Source organism: Nitrospirillum guanabarense, from assembly GCF_034653355.1.
In the GTDB taxonomy this organism is placed as follows: domain Bacteria; phylum Pseudomonadota; class Alphaproteobacteria; order Azospirillales; family Azospirillaceae; genus Nitrospirillum.
The window spans coordinates 2,255,755-2,272,559 of record NZ_JAYEER010000004.1 but is presented as its reverse complement, the minus strand read 5'-3'; the positions used below and the strand labels follow the sequence as shown (position 1 = coordinate 2,272,559).

The following is a 16,805-nucleotide window of genomic DNA, read 5'->3' as shown; positions in this document are numbered from 1 at the left end:
TTCTAGGCCACGGGCAGCGGGCGCGGTTCCGGATCGCCGTCCAGGTCGGGCGCCGCCAGCGGCCGCACCGCCGCCAGGCGTTGCACCACGGCGGCGCGGGGCAGGGCGATCTCCCCCTGCTCGAACGCCACGACTTGCAGCCCGGTGTCCTGCGCCAGGGCCAACAGCTCACCCGCGCGCAGCAGGAAGGCGGGGCTGGACGGGCGGCCGTGGCGCTGGTTGCCCTGGGCGAAGGTCTCGTACAGCAGCACCCCGCCAGGGGCCAACAGGCCGGGCAGGCGGGGCAGCAGCGGCCGGTGCAGATAGTTGGTAATGACGATGCCGGCGTAGGGGCCGCCCAGATCCACCGGCACCTCTCCCTCCAGGTCGGCCTGCAGGATGGTGGCGCCCTCCTGACCCACCAGGTCGGCCACGCCGCGCGTGTCGATGTCCACCGCCGTCACCGGATGGCCGCCCCCATGGAACAGCCGGGCGTGGCGCCCGCCCCCGCAGGCGATGTCCAGCACGGCGCCGCCCCGGGCCACCAGCGGGGCGAAGCGCGCCACCCAGGCGCTGGCGTGGCCTCGGGGGTCGTGGTGCGGCGTGGGGATCATGGAATGGGCCTTATACGTTCCCAAATGCGGGCATGGGGGATGGGATGCGGGCATGCGGGGCATGCTCATTGCCGGGGTGGCTTTCCCCACCCACATCCAGACTGTATATGACATTTTCCTGGCCGAACTGGACGGGCCGTTATCGATCGTCGCCGCATCCCCATGATTCTCTATGAAATGAAATGTGGCCAGGGCCACACCTTCGATGTCTGGTTCCGCAACGCGGACGCTTGTGAGCAGCAGGTCGCGGCTGGCGAGGTGGCCTGTGCCGTCTGCGGCGATCGCCAGGTCGGCAAGGCCCCCATGGCGCCCCGCATCGCCAAGGGCCGGGGATCACGCGCGGAAGAGGCGCCCGTTCCCGTCGCGCCCCAGCCGGCGCCGGAGGTGACGCCGGCGGCGGTGGCCGAGGCGGCCGCCCAGGGGCCGGCCGCGGTCATGTCCCTGCTGCGCGAGATGCGCCGCCAGGTGGAGGCCAACGCCACCCATGTGGGCGACCGCTTCGCCGAAGAGGCGCGCAGAATCCACTACGGCGAGGCCGAGGCCAAGGCCATCTATGGCGAGACCACGGACGAGGAAGCGGCGGAACTGGAGGATGAGGGCGTGACCTTCACCCGCATCCCCTGGGTGCCCAAGCACGACGGCTGAGGGACGTTCGCCGCCGTGAAGCGCCCGCGAGCCAAGGGGCGTCGGGCCGGCTATAGTGGCGGAGATCAACCAGGGAGAACGCCCATGACCGACCCCCTGCCGACGTTCGGGCCCCGTGTGGTGACGATACCGCCGGGGGAGGACAGGGAGCGGCTGGTCTGTCCGGACTGCGGCTACATCGCCTACGACAACCCCAAGATCGTGGTGGGCTCCGTCGCCCTGTGGCGCGACCGCATCCTGCTGTGCCGCCGCGCCATCCAGCCGCGAATCGGCTACTGGACCCTGCCCGCCGGCTATATGGAACTGGGGGAGACGACGCAGGACGGCGCCGCCCGCGAGGCGTGGGAGGAGGCGGGCGCGCGCCTGTCCATCGGCCCCCTGCTGGCCGTCTACAACATCCCACGCATCAGCCAGGTGCAGCTGATCTACCTGGCGCGCCTGACCAATCCGGAAATCGCCGCCGGCCCGGAAAGCCAGGAGGTCGCCCTGTTCGCCTGGGACGACATCCCCTGGACCGACCTGGCCTTCCCCAGCGTCGACTGGGCCCTGCGTGAATACGAATCCCGACGGGACCTGATCAACGCCAACCAGCCCTTCGCCCCGGCGACCAATCCGGTGGACGGGCTGTAGGGCGCATTCCACACGCCCCTTCGCGGATCAGAAATACACCTGGTGGCTGACCATGTCGCGCAGGCGGTCGCTTTTGGGGTCGGTGTATTCTTCGGGCAGGCCGTCCTGCACACGCAGCCAGGACAGGCGGCTTTCCACGCCGCAATGCACCTCCGGCACCGCCGCTTCCGGATCATCCAGGCTGCCGATGGTGACGCTCATCCAGTCGCTGTCGGGATAGGCGAAGGTCAGCGGCGTGCCGCATTGCGCGCAGAAGCCCCGCTCCGCCACGGAGGAGGAGGCATAGAAGGTCGGGCGCCCCGTCCCGGTCCAGGTCACCGTGTCCTTGCGCACCCCGGCCAGGGCGGCGAAGACGTTGCCCACCGCCCGTTGGCACATGCGGCAATGGCAGAAATGCACGCCCTCGGGTCTCATCGTGCTGTGATATCGCACGGCGCCGCATTGGCAGCCGCCCGTGACGCCGTCCACTTTGCTGTCACTCATTCCGCCGCCTCCTCGGCCGCCGCTTCCTTCAGCTCGGTCAGCTTGATCTCGGCCAGCACCCGGCGGGTGTTGGCGACGCAGCCCAGGTCCTGGGGCCCGTTCTCCAGGCTGTCGATGATGGCCAGCAGCCGCGTCCTGCTGGTTTCCAGCCGCTGCTGCAGCGCCTCGATCTCCCCCACCTTGCGGCGCAGGGCCTCCGCGATCTGGGGGCCGTGGCCGATGGCGTTGTTATCGCGGCCGGGCAGCAGGCCGCGAATTTCCTCCAGCGTGAAGCCGGCCCTCTGCGCGCCGGTAATCAGCTCCAGCCGCGTCAACGTCTCCGCCGGGAAGGCGCGGTAGCCGTTGGCCCGCCGCTCGGCCGGACCGATCAGGCCCGCGGACTCGTAGAACCGCAGGCGGGAAGGGGACAGGCCGCTGCGTTCCGCCAGCTCACCGATGCGCATGATGATCTCAAACAGGCTATTGACCTTAAAGTTCACTTTAAGCTTAGGGTTGGGGGACCGTCAACCAAATGACCGTCGCCATCATGCCCCCCTCCGTTCTCTTTCAGCCTCTCGTCCTGCCCAACCGCGCCATCACCCCCAATCGCCTGGCCAAGGCGGCGATGGAGGAGAACATGGCGGATGCCCGCCACGCGCCGTCACCCACCTTGATCCGGCTCTACCGCACCTGGGCGGAGGGCGGCGCCGGCCTGCTGATCACCGGCAACGTCATGATCGACCGCCGGGCCATGACCGGCCCCGCCGGCGTGGTGCTGGAGCAGGGGACCGACCTGGCCCCCTTCCGCCGCTGGGCGGAGGCGGCGCGGGCCGGCGGCAACCAGGCCTGGATGCAGATCAACCATCCCGGCCGGCAGATGCGCGCCAGCCTGGGCCAGGAAACGGTGGCGCCGTCCGCCGTGGCGCTGGACCTCGGTTCCTATTCCAAGCTGTTCGCTGTGCCCCGCGCCATGACGGAGGCCGACATCGCCGACGTCACCCGCCGCTTCGCCCAGACCGCAGCACTGGCGGAACAGGCGGGCTTCACCGGCGTGCAGGTCCACGCCGCCCATGGCTATCTGCTGAGCCAGTTCCTGTCGCCCTTGACCAACCGGCGTAACGATCGCTGGGGCGGGCCGTTGGAGAACCGGGCGCGGCTGCTGCTGGACGTCGTGCGGGCGGTGCGCGCCGCCGTCAGCCCCGGCTTCTGCGTGGCGGTGAAGCTGAACTCCGCCGATTTCCAGCGTGGCGGCTTCGCGCCGGAGGAGGCGCGCCAGGTGGTCGCCTGGCTGAACGACCTGGCCGTCGATCTGGTGGAACTGTCCGGCGGCAGCTATGAGGCGCCGGCCATGCAGGGTGAGGCCCGGGACGGGCGCACCCTGGCGCGCGAGGCCTATTTCCTGGAGTTCGCCGCCGATATCGCCCGGGTGGCGCGCATGCCGCTGATGGTGACGGGCGGCATCCGCCGGATGGAGGTGGCGGCCCGGGTGGTGGACAGCGGCGTGGCGATGGCCGGCATGGCCACGGCTTTGGCGCTGGCCCCCGGCCTGCCGCGCGCCTGGTCCCGGGGACAGGACGCCACGGCGGTGCTGCCGCCCATCCGGTGGGAGCGCAAGACCCTGGCGGCCATGGGGGTCATGGCGGTGGTGAAGGCGCAGTTGCGCCGCCTGGGCCAGGGGCTGCCGGCCAAGCCGGAAGTCTCGCCAGCGTTCGCCTTGTTGGCCGACCAACTGCGCCTGGGCTGGCGCAGCCGGCAATATCGGAACCGAATGCAGCGGCATGAGGCTTAGTCTCGTGCCCTGTAGCCCGCGACTACGGGCGCCGGAGCGAGCACCGCGGGGCGTAGCGAGGAAGCCAAGCGGCCGGATGGCGGCGCCCGGCGTTTGAGGGAACATTTGACCTGAAAAAGCGACGGCGCGGAACCCGGGGGGCTCCGCGCCGTCACTCACACCTCGTCGACGCGCCGGCTCAGTTGAGCGTGCGCACGTCCGTCAGCTTGCCGGTCAGGGCGGCGGCGGCGGCCATCTCCGGGCTCACCAGGTGGGTGCGGCCGCCGGGGCCCTGGCGACCCTCGAAGTTGCGGTTGGAGGTGCTGGCGCAGCGCTCACCCGGCTTCAGCTTGTCGTCGTTCATGGCCAGGCACATGGAACAGCCAGGCTCCCGCCAGTCGAAGCCGGCGGCGACGAACACCTTGTCCAGGCCTTCGGACTCGGCCTGCTCCTTCACCAGGCCGGAGCCGGGGACCACCATGGCGTAGATGCCGTCCTTCACATGGCGGCCTTCCACCACCTTGGCGGCGGCGCGCAGATCCTCGATGCGGCTGTTGGTGCAGCTGCCGATGAAGACCTTGTCCACGGGGATGGCGTCCAGCGGGGTGCCGGCCTCCAGCCCCATGTAGTTCAACGCGCGTTCCATGGCGGCGCGGCGGTGCTCATCCGCCTCGTCGGCGGGGTTGGGCACGGCGGCGGTGATGGGCAGGACGTCCTGCGGGCTGGTGCCCCAGGTGACCATGGGGGCGATGTCCTCGGCCTTCAGCACGACCTCGCGGTCGTACACCGCCCCCTCGTCCGAGGGCAGGCTCTTCCACCAGTTGACGGCTTGCTCCCAGGTCGCGGCCTTGGGGGCCTGCGGACGGCCCTTCAGGTAGTCGAACGTGGTTTCGTCCGGGGCGATCAGGCCGGCGCGGGCACCGGCCTCGATGGCCATGTTGCAGACCGTCATGCGGCCTTCCATGGACAGGCCCCGGATGACGGAGCCCGCGAACTCGATGACATGGCCGGTGCCGCCGGCGGTGCCGATCTTGCCGATGATGGCCAGCACCACGTCCTTGGCGGTCACGCCCACGGGCAGCTCGCCATCCACGCTGATGCGCATGTTCTTGGACGGCTTCAGCAGCAGGGTCTGCGTGGCCAGCACATGTTCCACGTCCGACGTGCCGATGCCGAAGGCCAGGGCGCCGAACGCGCCGTGGGTGGCCGTGTGGCTGTCGCCGCAGACGATGGTCATGCCCGGCTGGGTCAGCCCCTGCTCCGGCCCCACGACATGGACGATGCCCTGGCGGATGTCGGACATGTCGTAATAGTCGACGCCGAATTCCTTGGTGTTGGTGGCCAGCTGCTCCACCTGGATGCGGCTTTCCTCGTTCTTGATGCCGGCCAGGCGGTCGTGGCTGGTGGGAACGTTGTGGTCGGCCACGGCCAGGGTGGCGGACGGGCGGCGCACCTTGCGGCCGGCCATGCGCAGGCCTTCGAACGCCTGCGGGCTGGTCACCTCATGCACGAGATGGAGATCGATGTAGAGCACGCAGGTGCCGTCCTCCTGGCGGTGGACGACATGGCTGTCCCAGATCTTGTCATAGAGGGTGCGCGGCTTGCCCATGGATCTTCACTCTGATGCGGACCGACATTTCCGAAACGCCAAAACCCATGCGACGGGTCTTTTTGTTTCACGGAGGCGCAGAATAACGACCGGTCCTGTCGCGGACAAGCGCAAGAGCGTGCCGTCGCCGCATAGGGCCTATGTCACGTCCCTATCCCAGAGCCACTCCTTTTTGGGAACGAAGCGACTAGGACGCGACCGCGTCCGCCGGAGTTTTGCGGGAGCGCAGTGGACTGCAAAACGAGGATAGCCGGCCGGCACCTGAGGCGACCAAACAGCTGGCGACAAAAAAGCCCCGCCTGTCAGGACGGGGCTTTTTTATCATTACGCGCTCAACGGCTCGCGTTCGTCTTCGGCCTGGGCATCGCCCTCGGCCTCGTCGCTCGGCTCGCTGCCCTCGGCCTCGTCGTAGCCCGGCTGGTGCTGATAACCGCGGGGCTCGCCGCCGCGCTGGCGCTGCTCGGACTCGTTGATCTGCGTGATGATGCGGAAATAGTGCTCCGCATGCTGCAGGTAGTTTTCCGCCGCCACCCGGTCGCCGGACGACTGGGCGTCGCGGGCCAGGGCCAGGTACTTCTCATGCACCTGGAAGGCGTTGCCGCGGATGCGCACATCCGGGCCGTTGCTGTCAAAGGTCTGATGGCGCAGCGGCACGTTCTGGCGACGGTTGTTGCCGCCGCCGCTGTTGCCGTTGCCGCCGCCGTTGCCGCCGGCATTGCCACCGTTGTTACCACCGCGTCCACGCGAACGCCTGGAGTTCGGTCCCTGTCTCATCCGACTGCTGCTCTAGCCCCGTTGGAGTTCGATGCATGCCGTGCCAAGGGGGCGGACATCATCATCCGCGCCGCCGCATCCGATCCCGGAATCCACACCGTAACCCGGAATGAAACCGGATCGACCATGCTGGGCAAACTGGCATGCCGTGGTGATCATCATCGACCCATGAACGCTAGCCTGGTCCCCACACGGGTGTCTCCCCATTTCGGACCTGGCGCGTCGCCCCTTCGGCCTTCACCACGCAAACTGACCCTAAACGCTGTATCCCGCTAATCCAACATTTTTTTTGGCGATGCCGCCCTGCGCGCCAGGCGCAAGTGGCCAGGAACCCTAGCTTTATGCCATAGCCTCAGGCGCCGGCGGCCATATCCGTGGCCTTGGCGTTCCTCGGCTCGCCCCCTTTTTCCATATGGGCGCGCTTACCCCCGGCCGGCGGTCGCTGGCCTATAGGGAGAGGCGGGGGTGCGGGCGGCCACCACCCGGTCGTGGCCGGCCAAATCCTCCACCCGTTCCAGCACCTCAAGGCCCGCGGCGGCGAACAGGGCCGCCACGTCCGCCCCCTGGCCGGCGCCATGTTCCACCGCCAGCAGACCGCCGGGCGCCAGCAGGCCGCCGGCCACGGTGGCCAGATGGCGGTAGGGGTTCAGCCCGTCGGCCCCGCCATCCAGCGCGCGTAGGGGGTCGAAGGTTCGCACCTCCGGCTCCAGGCCCGCGATGTCGGCGGCCGGGATGTAAGGCGGGTTGGACACGATGGCGTCGAAGCGGCCGCCGCCCACGGCGTCCGTCCAGCTGCCGACCAGGAAGGCGCTGCGGCTGGCGAATCCCAGGGCCTTCGCATTGGCGGCGGCGGCCCGGGCGGCACCGGGGGCGATGTCCACGCCCACGCCCCAGGCGCCCGGCAGTTCGGACAGCAACGCCAGCAGGATGCAGCCGCTGCCCGTGCCCAGATCCAGCAGACGCCGGGGGCGTTGGCCGTCGGGCAGGTGGCGCAACGCGGTTTCCACCAGGGTCTCGGTATCGGGCCGGGGGTCCAGCGTGTCCGGCGCCAGGCGGAACTCCAGGCTCCAGAACTCTCGCTTGCCCAGGATGCGCGACACCGGTTCCCGTGCCGCCCGGCGATCGACCAGGGCGGCCAGGGCGGCCTGCGCCTCGGCTGGCACCGGCCGGTCGCCGTCCAGCAGCAGGGCGGTGCGCGACCAGCCCAGCGCCTCCTCCGCCAGCAGGCGCACGTCCAGCCGGGGGCTGGCGCAGCCGGCGGCGGCCAAGCGCTCCTCGGCCGACTTCAGAACGTCACGGAGAAGAATCGGGGCGCCGCTCACTGCAGTTCGGCCAGGCGCTCCGCCTCGTCCTGGGCGATCAACGCCTCCACCACCTCGTCCAGGGCCTCGCCCGCCATGACCTTATCGATCTTGTAGAGCGTCAGGTTGATGCGGTGGTCGGTCACCCGGCCTTGGGGGAAGTTGTAGGTGCGGATGCGTTCGGAACGGTCGCCGCTGCCCACCTGGCTCTTGCGGTTCGCCGCCCGCTCGGCATCCAGGGCGCCACGCTGCAGGTCATACAGGCGGGAGCGCAGCACGCGCAGGGCCTTGGCCTTGTTCTTGTGCTGCGACTTCTCATCCTGCTGGCTCACCACCAAACCGGTGGGCAGGTGGGTGATGCGCACGGCGCTGTCGGTGGTGTTGACCGACTGGCCGCCGGGACCGGACGAGCGGAACACGTCGATGCGCAGGTCCTTCTCGTCGATCTGGATGTCGACCTCCTCCGCCTCGGGCAGCACGGCCACGGTGGCGGCGGAGGTGTGGATGCGGCCTTGAGTCTCGGTCGCCGGCACGCGCTGCACCCGGTGCACGCCCGATTCGAACTTCAGCCGGCGGAACACGCCCCGGCCGGAGATGCTGGCGATGGCTTCCTTGTAGCCGCCCAGCCCGGTCTCCGAGATCTCGATGACCTCGAAGCGCCAGCCCTGGATGGCGGCGTAGCGGCGGTACATGTCGAACAGGTTGGCGGCGAACAGGGCCGCCTCGTCGCCGCCGGTGCCGGCGCGAACCTCCAGCATGGCGTTCTTGTCGTCGGCCGCGTCCTTGGGCAGCAGGGCCAGCATGACCTGGCGCTCCAGACCGGGCAGGGCCTTCTCCGCCTGGATCAGCTCCTCCTGCGCCAGTTCCCGCATCTCGGGATCGGCTTCCGCCTCCGCCATGCGGGCCAGCTCGCCCAGGTCGGCGCGGGCGCGGCGCAGCTCGGCGATGGACTCCGCCACCGGCGTCAGCTCCGCGAACTCCTTGCTCATGCGGGTGTAGACGTCGGCCGCCAGCGTGCCCGTCGCCAAGGCGTCGCGCAATTCGTCATGCCGGGCCGACAGCTTGGCCAGCGTGTCCCCGAACCGTTCTTCCAATGTGGTGGTCATATCTTATCCGTCATCCCGTATCCGGGCTGACTAAAGCCCTCAAGCGCCGGGCGGCGGCAGCCGCCGCCTTGGCTTGCCCTCACTTTCCAGTCCGCTGACGCTCCCCGGAAAGTTCCGGCGGCCGCCGTCGCGGCCTAGCGGCATGAGTTTGGGACTCGTGCCGCGGGCCTTCGTATCACTCCGCCGCAGCGGCGGCTTCCTCGGCGGCCAGGGCGGCCTTGATTTCCTCGGCCTTCTTTTCCACCAGCGACACCAGGTGGTCGACGATGCTCTCGTCCTTCAGGCGGTGGGCCGGTTGGCCGGCCAGGAAGACCTGGTGCACGCCCTTGCCGCCGCCGGTGAAGCCGATGTCGGTCATGGTGGCCTCGCCCGGGCCGTTCACCACGCAGCCGATGACCGAGACGGTCATGGGGGTGGTGATGTGGGCCAGCCGCTCCTCCAGCACCTCGACCGTCTTGATGACGTCGAACTGCTGGCGGGCGCAGGACGGGCAGGAGATGACGGTGACGCCGCGACGGCGCAGGCCCAGCGACTTCAGCATCTCGAAGCCGACCTTGACCTCCTCCTCCGGGGGGGCGGATAGCGACACGCGGATGGTGTCGCCGATGCCCGACCACAGCAGCATGCCCAGGCCGATGGAAGACTTCACGGTGCCGGCGCGCAGGCCGCCGGCCTCGGTGATGCCGATGTGCAGGGGATAGTCGCAGGCCTCGGCCAGGCCCTGATAGGCGGCCACGGCCAGGAACACATCCGACGCCTTCACGGAAATCTTGAACTCCCGGAAGTCATGGTCTTCCAGGATCTTGGCGTGGGTCAGGGCGCTTTCCACCAGCGCCTCGGGGCAGGGCTCGCCATAGCGCTCAAGCAGCTCGCGCTCCAGCGAGCCGGCGTTGACGCCGATGCGCATGGCGCAGCCATGGTCCTTGGCGGCCTGCACCACCTCGCGCACCCGGTCGGCGGAACCGATGTTGCCGGGGTTGATGCGCAGGCAGGCGGCACCCGCCTCGGCGGCCTCGATGGCGCGCTTATAGTGGAAGTGGATGTCGGCCACGATGGGCACGTTCACCGCCTTCACGATCTCCTTCAGCGCCGCCGTCAACTCCTCGTCGGGGCAGGAGACGCGGACCATGTCGGCGCCGGCCTCTTCGGCCCGCAACACCTGCTCGATCGTCGCCTTGGCGTCGGCGGTCAGGGTGTTGGTCATGGTCTGGACGGAAATCGGCGCGTCGCCACCGACCAGGACGTTGCCGACACGGATCTGACGAGAGGTCCGGCGCAGGATCTGGCGATACGCACGATGGGAGGTGGACATGGGAACTGGCCTCATGGGGGAATTTGATCGGTAAAGTGCTGCCGGACGGCCCCAGGATCAAGAGGCCATCGCACAAGGCTTCACCGCGCCGTGTGCGGGACGGCGCGGTGCATAATGGTTAAGCGGCCGACGCGGTTGGGCTATTTGCCGCCGGCGGCCTGATCCCCGGCGGGCTTGTCCAGCGTGACCAGCATGATGTCGTTGCTATGCATGGGCAGGGTGGTGGCATAACGGCCATCGGCGCCCACGGTGATGGTCTTGTCCGCCTCGGGCAGGTCGCGTGTCAGGTCGGTCAGCTTGGCCAGCTGCTCCGCCGACAGGGACTTCGGCGCGCCCATGTCGATATAGGCGGAATAGGCGTCGTTGGCGCGAAAGCCGGTGCGGTGGACGGCCAGGCGGTAGGTGCCTGGCCGCAGGCCCTTGAAGGCGACGGCGACGGGGGCCGATGCCTTGTTCGGCACGATCCTGCTGTAGAAGGACCGGTTGCTGACCGGCTGACGCGGCTGCTCGAAATCCCACACCAAGGCGGCGGCCTTGCCCTCGGCGGCGGTGGCCATGACCTGGCCATCCGTCACCGGCACGGCATTGCCCTCCAGGGCGTGCAGGTACTTGTAGGCGAAGTAGGCCGGCTTGCGGATGCCCTCGCGGTTCATCAGGCCGAAGCCGCCCTCGAACGGCGCCGTGGGCGGGCCCGGCTCCTCGAACAGGTCGCTGTAGGTCCAGTAGCTCATGCCCTGGACCATGCCCTGGCTGGCCTTCAGCTTGGCCAGGATGTAAGGCGCGCTGACGTAGCTGTCGTGCACCAAGTCGCGGGGGGTGTAGCTGGTGCTCCACTCCGTGAAATAGAGCGGCAGGGTGGGGAAGCGTGAGGCGGCGATCTGCTCCCGCACCTTGCGCACGTCACCCACGATGGCGTCGGGGGAGGGTGACAGCTTGGTGTCGGCCTTGCCCGCCTCATCCAGGAAGCCGCCGTCCACGCCATAGGTGTGGGTGGTGACGAAGTCCACCGGCGCGCCGCTGTGGGCCACATGGTCCAGGAATTCCGGCACCCAGGCGGCGCCGGCGGTGGCGGGGCCGCCCACGCGCAGTTCCGGGTCGATGGCCTTCATGGTGTTGGCCGTCAGGTCGTACAGGGCGAAATACGCCTGCTGGTCGCCGCCTTCCCAGAAGCCGGACAGGTTGGGCTCGTTCCACACCTCGAAGAACCAGCTGCGCACCTCGGCTTGGCCATAGCGGGCTTCGATGTGCTGGACGAAGGCGGTGATCAGGTCGCGCCAGGCGTTGGGCCGGGGGTGGGAGGTGTTGCCCTCCCAATAGAAGATCTTGTTCTCCGACGTCGCCATGGCCTTGGGCGTGAAGCCCAGCTCGACGAAGGGCTTCAGCCCGCGCGCCTTCAGGTCGTCGTACAGCTGGTCGATCTTGCTCCAATCATAGGTGATGGTGCCGTTCTCGGCCTTCACCGTGCCCAGCACGTCGTGGAAGATGGCGTGGAAGCGGATGTAGCGGAAGCCCAGCTCGTCCTGGGTGGTCTTCAGCTGCGCCATGCTGTCCGGCCGCATCAGGGTGCCGGGATAGTCGGACCCGATGGACAGGTCGTAGAAGCGGTCCAGCGGCTGCGTCGCCTTGGCCACGTCGATGTCGATCCGCCGGGTGCGGCCGGCGGCCTGCGCGGTGGAGGAGGCCAGGCCCGCGGTCAGGGCCACGCATGCGGAAAGGCAGGCGGCGGCGACCGCCCCGCCACGGAACAGTGAAGTCATCAGTGAGTCACCCGAGCCTGAAGATCGTCCGGTTGCAGGGGATAGCTGCGCACCACCTGGCCCTTGGCGCCCAGGGCGGCCAGGTCTTTGCCGTCCAGGCTGACCACCACGCCGCCGGCGTTGCCGGTTTCCAGGGTCAGGCCGGGCACGTCGGGGGCGCGGAAGCTGTCGCCGGGATGCAGCACGCGGGACGCCCACAGCGTTCCCTTGGCGTCGCGCACCTGGATCCAGCTTTCGTCCGTGGCGCGCACCACCACGCGGGCCGGGCCGGTCTGCCCGAAGACGCGGCCCTTGGCGGGGGCCGGCGCCGTGCCGGGGGCGGTGGTGTCGGGGCGCATGCTGGCGTCGGCCGGGGCGGCGTCCGGGTCGGCGGCGGCCTTGGGCTGTCCCAGGTCGGGCATCTGCGGCGCCTCGTCATCCGGCGCCTCGGACGCGACCGGCGCCGAGGCCGCCTGCTGGGACGCGGCCGGCTGGGGGGCCGTGGCGTTCTTGCCCGGCGCGGCGGCCGGCGCGACGGCCGTCTGGCCCGGGGTGGGGGCGCCAGTCGCGGGCGCCTGGGTCGCGGCCGGGCTGGTGCCGGCCGGGGCCGCCGGCACGGGGCCGGGCATGGCGTCGGGCAGCGGGGCGGTGGCGTCCGGGGCGGCGCCCACCTCCGGCGCCGTCGGCTGCGCCTGATTCAGCAGGGCCTGCACGGCGGGGGCTGGCAGCACGTTGGCCGGCGGCGGGGAGGAGGCGTCGTTGCCGCCCGTCAGGTGGGCCAGCCGCTCCGGCAGCTTGGGCACCAGGTCCAGCGCGCTGCGGTCGGCGGAGGAATAGAGGTACCATCCGCCATAGAGGGCCGCGGCCAGCACCACCGCCCCCACGATCAGGGCGCCGCTGGGCACGCGGTTCTCACTGACCGGAATGGGCAGGTACAGTTCCGCCGGACGGACGTGGCCCGCCGTCTCATCCTTGAAGCGGTTCAGCAGGTCGCCCGAATTGATGCCCAGCAGGTCGGCGTAGCTGCGCAGGAAGCCCAGGATGTAGGCTTGGCCCGGCAGGTCGCCATAGCGGCCGTCTTCGATGGCTTCCAGATAGGCGCGGCGGATGCGGAGGACGTTGGCCACGCCTGTCAGGTCATAGCCCAGCTCCTCGCGCCGCATGCGCAGGATGTCGCCCACGGTCTCGCGCGGCACCTGCGGTTCGGCGGCACGACCAGCGTCGATCATGTCCCGATAACGGTCGCGGCGTTCAGTCATGACGGCTGTCCCAGCACAGAATGGTGCACGAATTATCCCAACCGCCGGTTCGTTTATTGCGCCGACGACGATGTTGCCGGAGTCTTATCAAGCGCGCCGCGGTACCGCAACCATGGTGGGTGTTTTATAGCGCCTCAGGCGCCGGTTACAGCCGCACGCCATGGTCGCGGGCGAAGGCCAGCAGGTGCTGGCGCAAGGAATGGTCGGGACGGTCCAGCAGGCTGTCCAGGAACTGCTGCAGCACACCCACGTTCACCGAGCGGATCATGGTCTTGATCTCGCCGAAGGCGCCCGGGCTCATGGACAGGGTGCGGAAGCCGCAGCCCAGCAGGGCCATGGCGTCCAGGGGGCGGCTGGCCATTTCGCCGCACAGCGACAGCTGCACCCCGGCCGCGTCGCACCGCCGCACCAGCATGCGCAGCACCGACAGCATGGCCGGCGACAGCAGGTCGTAGCGGTTGTTCAGCATGGGGTTGCCGCGGTCGCTGGCGAACAGGTACTGCAGCAGGTCGTTGGATCCCACGGACATGAAGTCGATGTGGGGCAGCAGGGCATCCAGCTGGAACAGCAGGGCCGGCACCTCCATCATCACGCCCACCTTCAGGTCCCGGGGGCGGGCCACGCCGTCCTGCTCCAGCCGGCGCAGTTCCAGGTCCAGCACGTGGCGGGCGCGGATGAACTCCGACACCTCGGCCACCATGGGGAACATCAGGCGCAGGTCGCGGCCAGAGGCCGCCCACAGCAGGGCCCGCAGCTGCTTGCGCAGCATGGCCGGACGGTCCAGGCCGATGCGGATGGCGCGCCAGCCCAGGGCCGGGTTCTCTTCCCCCAGATCGGGGAAGTAGGGCAGGGTCTTGTCGCCGCCCACATCCAAGGTGCGGAAGGTGACGGGCCTGTCCCCGGCCTCGTCCAGCACCTTGGCGTAGGTTTCCTTCTGCACGGCGGTGTCGGGATAAGTGTGCCGCACCATGAAGGGGATTTCGGTGCGGTAGAGGCCGATGCCGTCGGCGCCGGTGGCGTGCAGGTGGGGCAGGTCGATCAGCAGGCCGGCGTTCAGCATCAGGCGCACGGGCACCCCGTCGCGCGTCACCGACTCCAGCTTGCGGGCGGCGGCGAATTCGCGCTTGCGCTCCTCGCCCACCTCGATGCTTTTCAGGAAGGCCTCGGTGATGTCTTCCGCCGGGCGCACGAAGACCTGGCCGTGGTCGCCGTCGACGATGACGAAGTCCAGCGGGTCGATGCGGTTCAGCACGCCGGTGCACTGGCCCACCACCGGGATGTCCAGGGCGCGGGCCACGATGGCCACATGGCTATAGGCCGCCCCCTCCTCCAGCACCAGGCCGCGCAGGCGGGTGCTGTCATAGTCCAGCAGCTCGGCGGGGCCAAGGTTGCGGGCCACCAGCACGAACTCGTCCGGCAGGGTGCCGCCGTCCGCCTTGTCCTGGCGGCCGGCCAGATGCTGCAGCAGGCGGTTGGTGATGTCGTCCAGGTCCAGTTGGCGTTCGCGGATATAGCTGTCGGTCACCGACGCCATGCGGGCGCGGTTGTCGTTCTGCACCTGCTGCACCGCCGCCTCCGCCGTCAGGCCGGTGCGGATGGCCTCGCGGATGCGCGACAGCCAGCCCCGGTCGGTGGCGAACATGCGGTAGGTTTCAATGATCTCGTGATGCTCGCCGCCGGTCTCGCCCGACAGGATCAGCAGGCGGTCGATGGCGGAGTGCATGCTGTCCACCGCCTCGCGCAGGCGGCGCAGCTCCAGTTCCGGATCATCGGCCACCATCTGGCGGATGGTCAGTTGCGGCCGGTGCAGCACGGCCATGGCCATGGCGATGCCCCGGTTCAGGCTGACGCCGTCCAGGCGGGACGGCAGCAGCACCAGGTCGTTGGCCACCTGCAGTTCGCGATTGTCGACCAGCTCGCCCGTGGCCACCAGCTCGGCGACCACCATGGCGATGGTCTCCAGCGTCTCCACATCCTGCTCGTCGTAGGCGCGGCGGGCGATGTGCTGGATGGCCAGCACGCCGCGCACGCGGCCGCCGCGCAGGATGGGCACGCCCATGAAACTGTCGAACGGGTCTTCACCCGTTTCCGGACGGTAGGCGAAATTGGGATGGCTGGGCGCGTTGGCCAGGGCCACCGGTCGGGCATGGGCGGCGATGTCGCCCACCAGGCCCTCACCCACCCTCAGCCTCGTCTTGTGCACGGCGTCCAGGTTCAGGCCGATGGTGGCGAACAGCTCCAGCACCTCGCCCGCCCGCATGACGTAGCAGGAACAGACGTCCGCCCCCATCTCGGCGGCGATCAGCATGACGATTTTGTCCAGCCGCGACTGGGCGGTGCCGCCGGCGGCCATGACGTCGCGCAGCCGGGCCAGCAGGCGCCGGGCGCCGCCGGCCGCGTCGGCGGAACGGCGGAGCTCGGTAGCGGTACCGGTGGTGATGGTACCGGTTTCCGGAACCTCAAGCCCCGGGCCGATGAGGATGGGGGGAGTTCCGGACGGCGGCGCCACTAGCCTGCCGCTCCCGCCAGCGCCAGCGCCGGTCCCGCTTCCTTGTGTCCATAGCGCCCGGCCAGGGCGTCTTCCGCCTGGGCCACCAGTTCGGCCAGGATCTCGGCCGTCGGCTGCTCGCGCGTCACCATGCCCACCGACTGGCCGGCCATCAGGCTGCCGTTCTCCACGTCGCCGTCGATGACGGCGCGGCGCAGGGCGCCGGCCCAGAAATGCTCGATCTCCAGCTGGGCGTCCTTCTGCTCCACCTCGCCCCGGGTGAAGCGTTCCACCACCTCGCGCTGGAAATCCATGAAGCGCCGTGTGCCCTCATTCTGCAGGGCGCGCACGGGGATGACGGGGAAGCGGCTGTCCAGCTGGGCGGACGGCATGGCGTCGCGGGCGCTGGCGCGGATGAAGGCGCGCTTGAAATTGGGGTGGGCGCGCAATTCGGTGGCGCAGACGAAGCGGGTGCCCAGCTGCACGCCGGCGGCCCCCAGTTCCAGATAGGCCACGATGGCCTCGCCCCGGCCGATGCCGCCGGCCACGAAAACGGGCACGTCGCGAATTTCGGGCAGGATCTCCTGCGCCAGGACCGAGGTGGCGACGGGGCCGATATGGCCGCCGGCCTCCATGCCCTCGATCACCAGGGCGTCCACCCCCATGCGCACCAGCTTCTTGGCCAGCACCAGGGCGGGCGCGAAGCACACCACCTTGGCGCCACCGTCCTTCAGCCGCTTGATCACCGGGGCGGGCGGCAGGCCGCCGGCCAGCACCACATGATGGACGCCGTGGTCCAGGCAGACGGCGGCCAGCGTGTCCAGCTGCGGGTGCATGGTGATGAGGTTGACGCCGAAGGGCTTGGACGTCAGCGCCCGGGTGTCGTCGATCTCCTTGGCCAGCATCTCGGGCGTCATGGCGCCGCAGGCCAGCACGCCGAAGCCGCCGCCGTTGGAAATGGCGGCCACCAGGCCGGCATCCGACACCCAGGTCATGGCGCCGCCCATGACGGCCAGCTCCGTGCCCAGGAAATCGCGCCCACGGGCCCACAACGCGTCCAGCTTGTCGCGAGCGGTTCCAGTGGTGGTGGTGGTCGACATCAAAAACGGTCCCTTTTGGCGG

Annotated in this window: 15 protein-coding genes; 3 read left to right on the top strand and 12 right to left on the bottom strand. The window is 69.5% G+C overall.

Features of this window, described 5'->3' with window-relative positions; translation table 11 throughout:
• Positions 1–2 precede the first annotated feature (2 nt).
• A complete protein-coding gene (locus tag UAA55_RS28560; RefSeq protein ID WP_322957067.1) occupies positions 3–593 on the bottom strand; it encodes a class I SAM-dependent methyltransferase in 591 nt (196 codons plus the stop codon).
• A gap of 162 nt (positions 594–755) precedes the next feature.
• Here UAA55_RS28560 and UAA55_RS28555 point away from each other — a divergent pair, with 162 nt between their 5' ends.
• Both UAA55_RS28555 and UAA55_RS28550 read left to right on the top strand, forming a co-directional pair.
• A complete protein-coding gene (locus UAA55_RS28555; RefSeq protein WP_322957065.1) occupies positions 756–1,238 on the top strand; it encodes a DUF1178 family protein in 483 nt (160 codons plus the stop codon).
• An 84-nt stretch (positions 1,239–1,322) separates the two neighbouring features.
• A complete protein-coding gene (locus tag UAA55_RS28550; protein WP_322957063.1) occupies positions 1,323–1,868 on the top strand; it encodes an NUDIX hydrolase in 546 nt (181 codons plus the stop codon).
• A 27-nt stretch (positions 1,869–1,895) separates the two neighbouring features.
• On the opposite strand, the gene UAA55_RS28545 is transcribed toward UAA55_RS28550, so the two are convergent.
• Complete coding sequence (locus tag UAA55_RS28545) at positions 1,896–2,351, bottom strand: GFA family protein (protein ID WP_322957062.1); 456 nt, start codon at positions 2,349–2,351, stop codon at positions 1,896–1,898.
• Positions 2,348–2,794 carry a MerR family transcriptional regulator gene (locus UAA55_RS28540; RefSeq protein ID WP_322957061.1) on the bottom strand — a complete coding sequence of 149 codons (447 nt, stop codon included), beginning with the start codon at positions 2,792–2,794 and terminating at the stop codon, positions 2,348–2,350. The genes UAA55_RS28545 and UAA55_RS28540 overlap by 4 nt, the downstream gene beginning before the upstream one ends.
• Positions 2,795–2,862: 68 nt before the next feature.
• Between UAA55_RS28540 and UAA55_RS28535 the strand changes: the two genes are divergently transcribed.
• On the top strand, positions 2,863–4,119 hold the full coding sequence (locus UAA55_RS28535; RefSeq protein WP_322957060.1) for an NADH:flavin oxidoreductase/NADH oxidase family protein: 1,257 nt from the start codon (positions 2,863–2,865) through the stop codon (positions 4,117–4,119).
• A 178-nt stretch (positions 4,120–4,297) separates the two neighbouring features.
• Here the strand turns inward: UAA55_RS28535 and leuC are convergent, their stop codons facing one another.
• From leuC to UAA55_RS28490, 9 genes are all read right to left on the bottom strand, one after another.
• A complete protein-coding gene (leuC, locus tag UAA55_RS28530; RefSeq protein ID WP_322957059.1) occupies positions 4,298–5,707 on the bottom strand; it encodes a 3-isopropylmalate dehydratase large subunit in 1,410 nt (469 codons plus the stop codon).
• A gap of 324 nt (positions 5,708–6,031) precedes the next feature.
• Positions 6,032–6,481, bottom strand: a complete 450-nt coding sequence (locus tag UAA55_RS28525) for a DUF4167 domain-containing protein (protein WP_322957058.1) — start codon at positions 6,479–6,481, stop codon at positions 6,032–6,034.
• Between the two features lie 422 nt (positions 6,482–6,903).
• Positions 6,904–7,803, bottom strand: a complete 900-nt coding sequence (gene prmC / locus UAA55_RS28520; RefSeq protein ID WP_416235230.1) for a peptide chain release factor N(5)-glutamine methyltransferase — start codon at positions 7,801–7,803, stop codon at positions 6,904–6,906.
• Positions 7,800–8,888 (bottom strand): peptide chain release factor 1, encoded by a 1,089-nt coding sequence (prfA, locus tag UAA55_RS28515; RefSeq protein WP_322957057.1) that lies wholly within the window; start codon positions 8,886–8,888, stop codon positions 7,800–7,802. The genes prmC and prfA overlap by 4 nt, the downstream gene beginning before the upstream one ends.
• A 175-nt stretch (positions 8,889–9,063) precedes the next feature.
• The gene (ispG, locus tag UAA55_RS28510; RefSeq protein WP_322957055.1) at positions 9,064–10,200 is read right to left on the bottom strand and encodes a flavodoxin-dependent (E)-4-hydroxy-3-methylbut-2-enyl-diphosphate synthase; all 1,137 of its coding nucleotides are present in this window, start codon (positions 10,198–10,200) and stop codon (positions 9,064–9,066) included.
• Between the two features lie 140 nt (positions 10,201–10,340).
• On the bottom strand, positions 10,341–11,957 hold the full coding sequence (locus UAA55_RS28505; protein ID WP_322957053.1) for a GH39 family glycosyl hydrolase: 1,617 nt from the start codon (positions 11,955–11,957) through the stop codon (positions 10,341–10,343).
• Positions 11,957–13,195, bottom strand: coding sequence for a helix-turn-helix domain-containing protein (locus tag UAA55_RS28500; RefSeq protein WP_322957052.1), 1,239 nt, complete (start codon positions 13,193–13,195; stop codon positions 11,957–11,959). Before UAA55_RS28500 ends, UAA55_RS28505 begins: the two co-directional genes overlap by 1 nt.
• A 145-nt stretch (positions 13,196–13,340) precedes the next feature.
• Entirely contained in the window at positions 13,341–15,548 is a 2,208-nt protein-coding gene (gene ptsP, locus UAA55_RS28495) for a phosphoenolpyruvate--protein phosphotransferase (RefSeq protein ID WP_322957782.1), read from the bottom strand.
• Between the two features lie 155 nt (positions 15,549–15,703).
• Complete coding sequence (locus UAA55_RS28490; RefSeq protein ID WP_322957051.1) at positions 15,704–16,783, bottom strand: NAD(P)H-dependent flavin oxidoreductase; 1,080 nt, start codon at positions 16,781–16,783, stop codon at positions 15,704–15,706.
• Positions 16,784–16,805 lie beyond the last annotated feature (22 nt).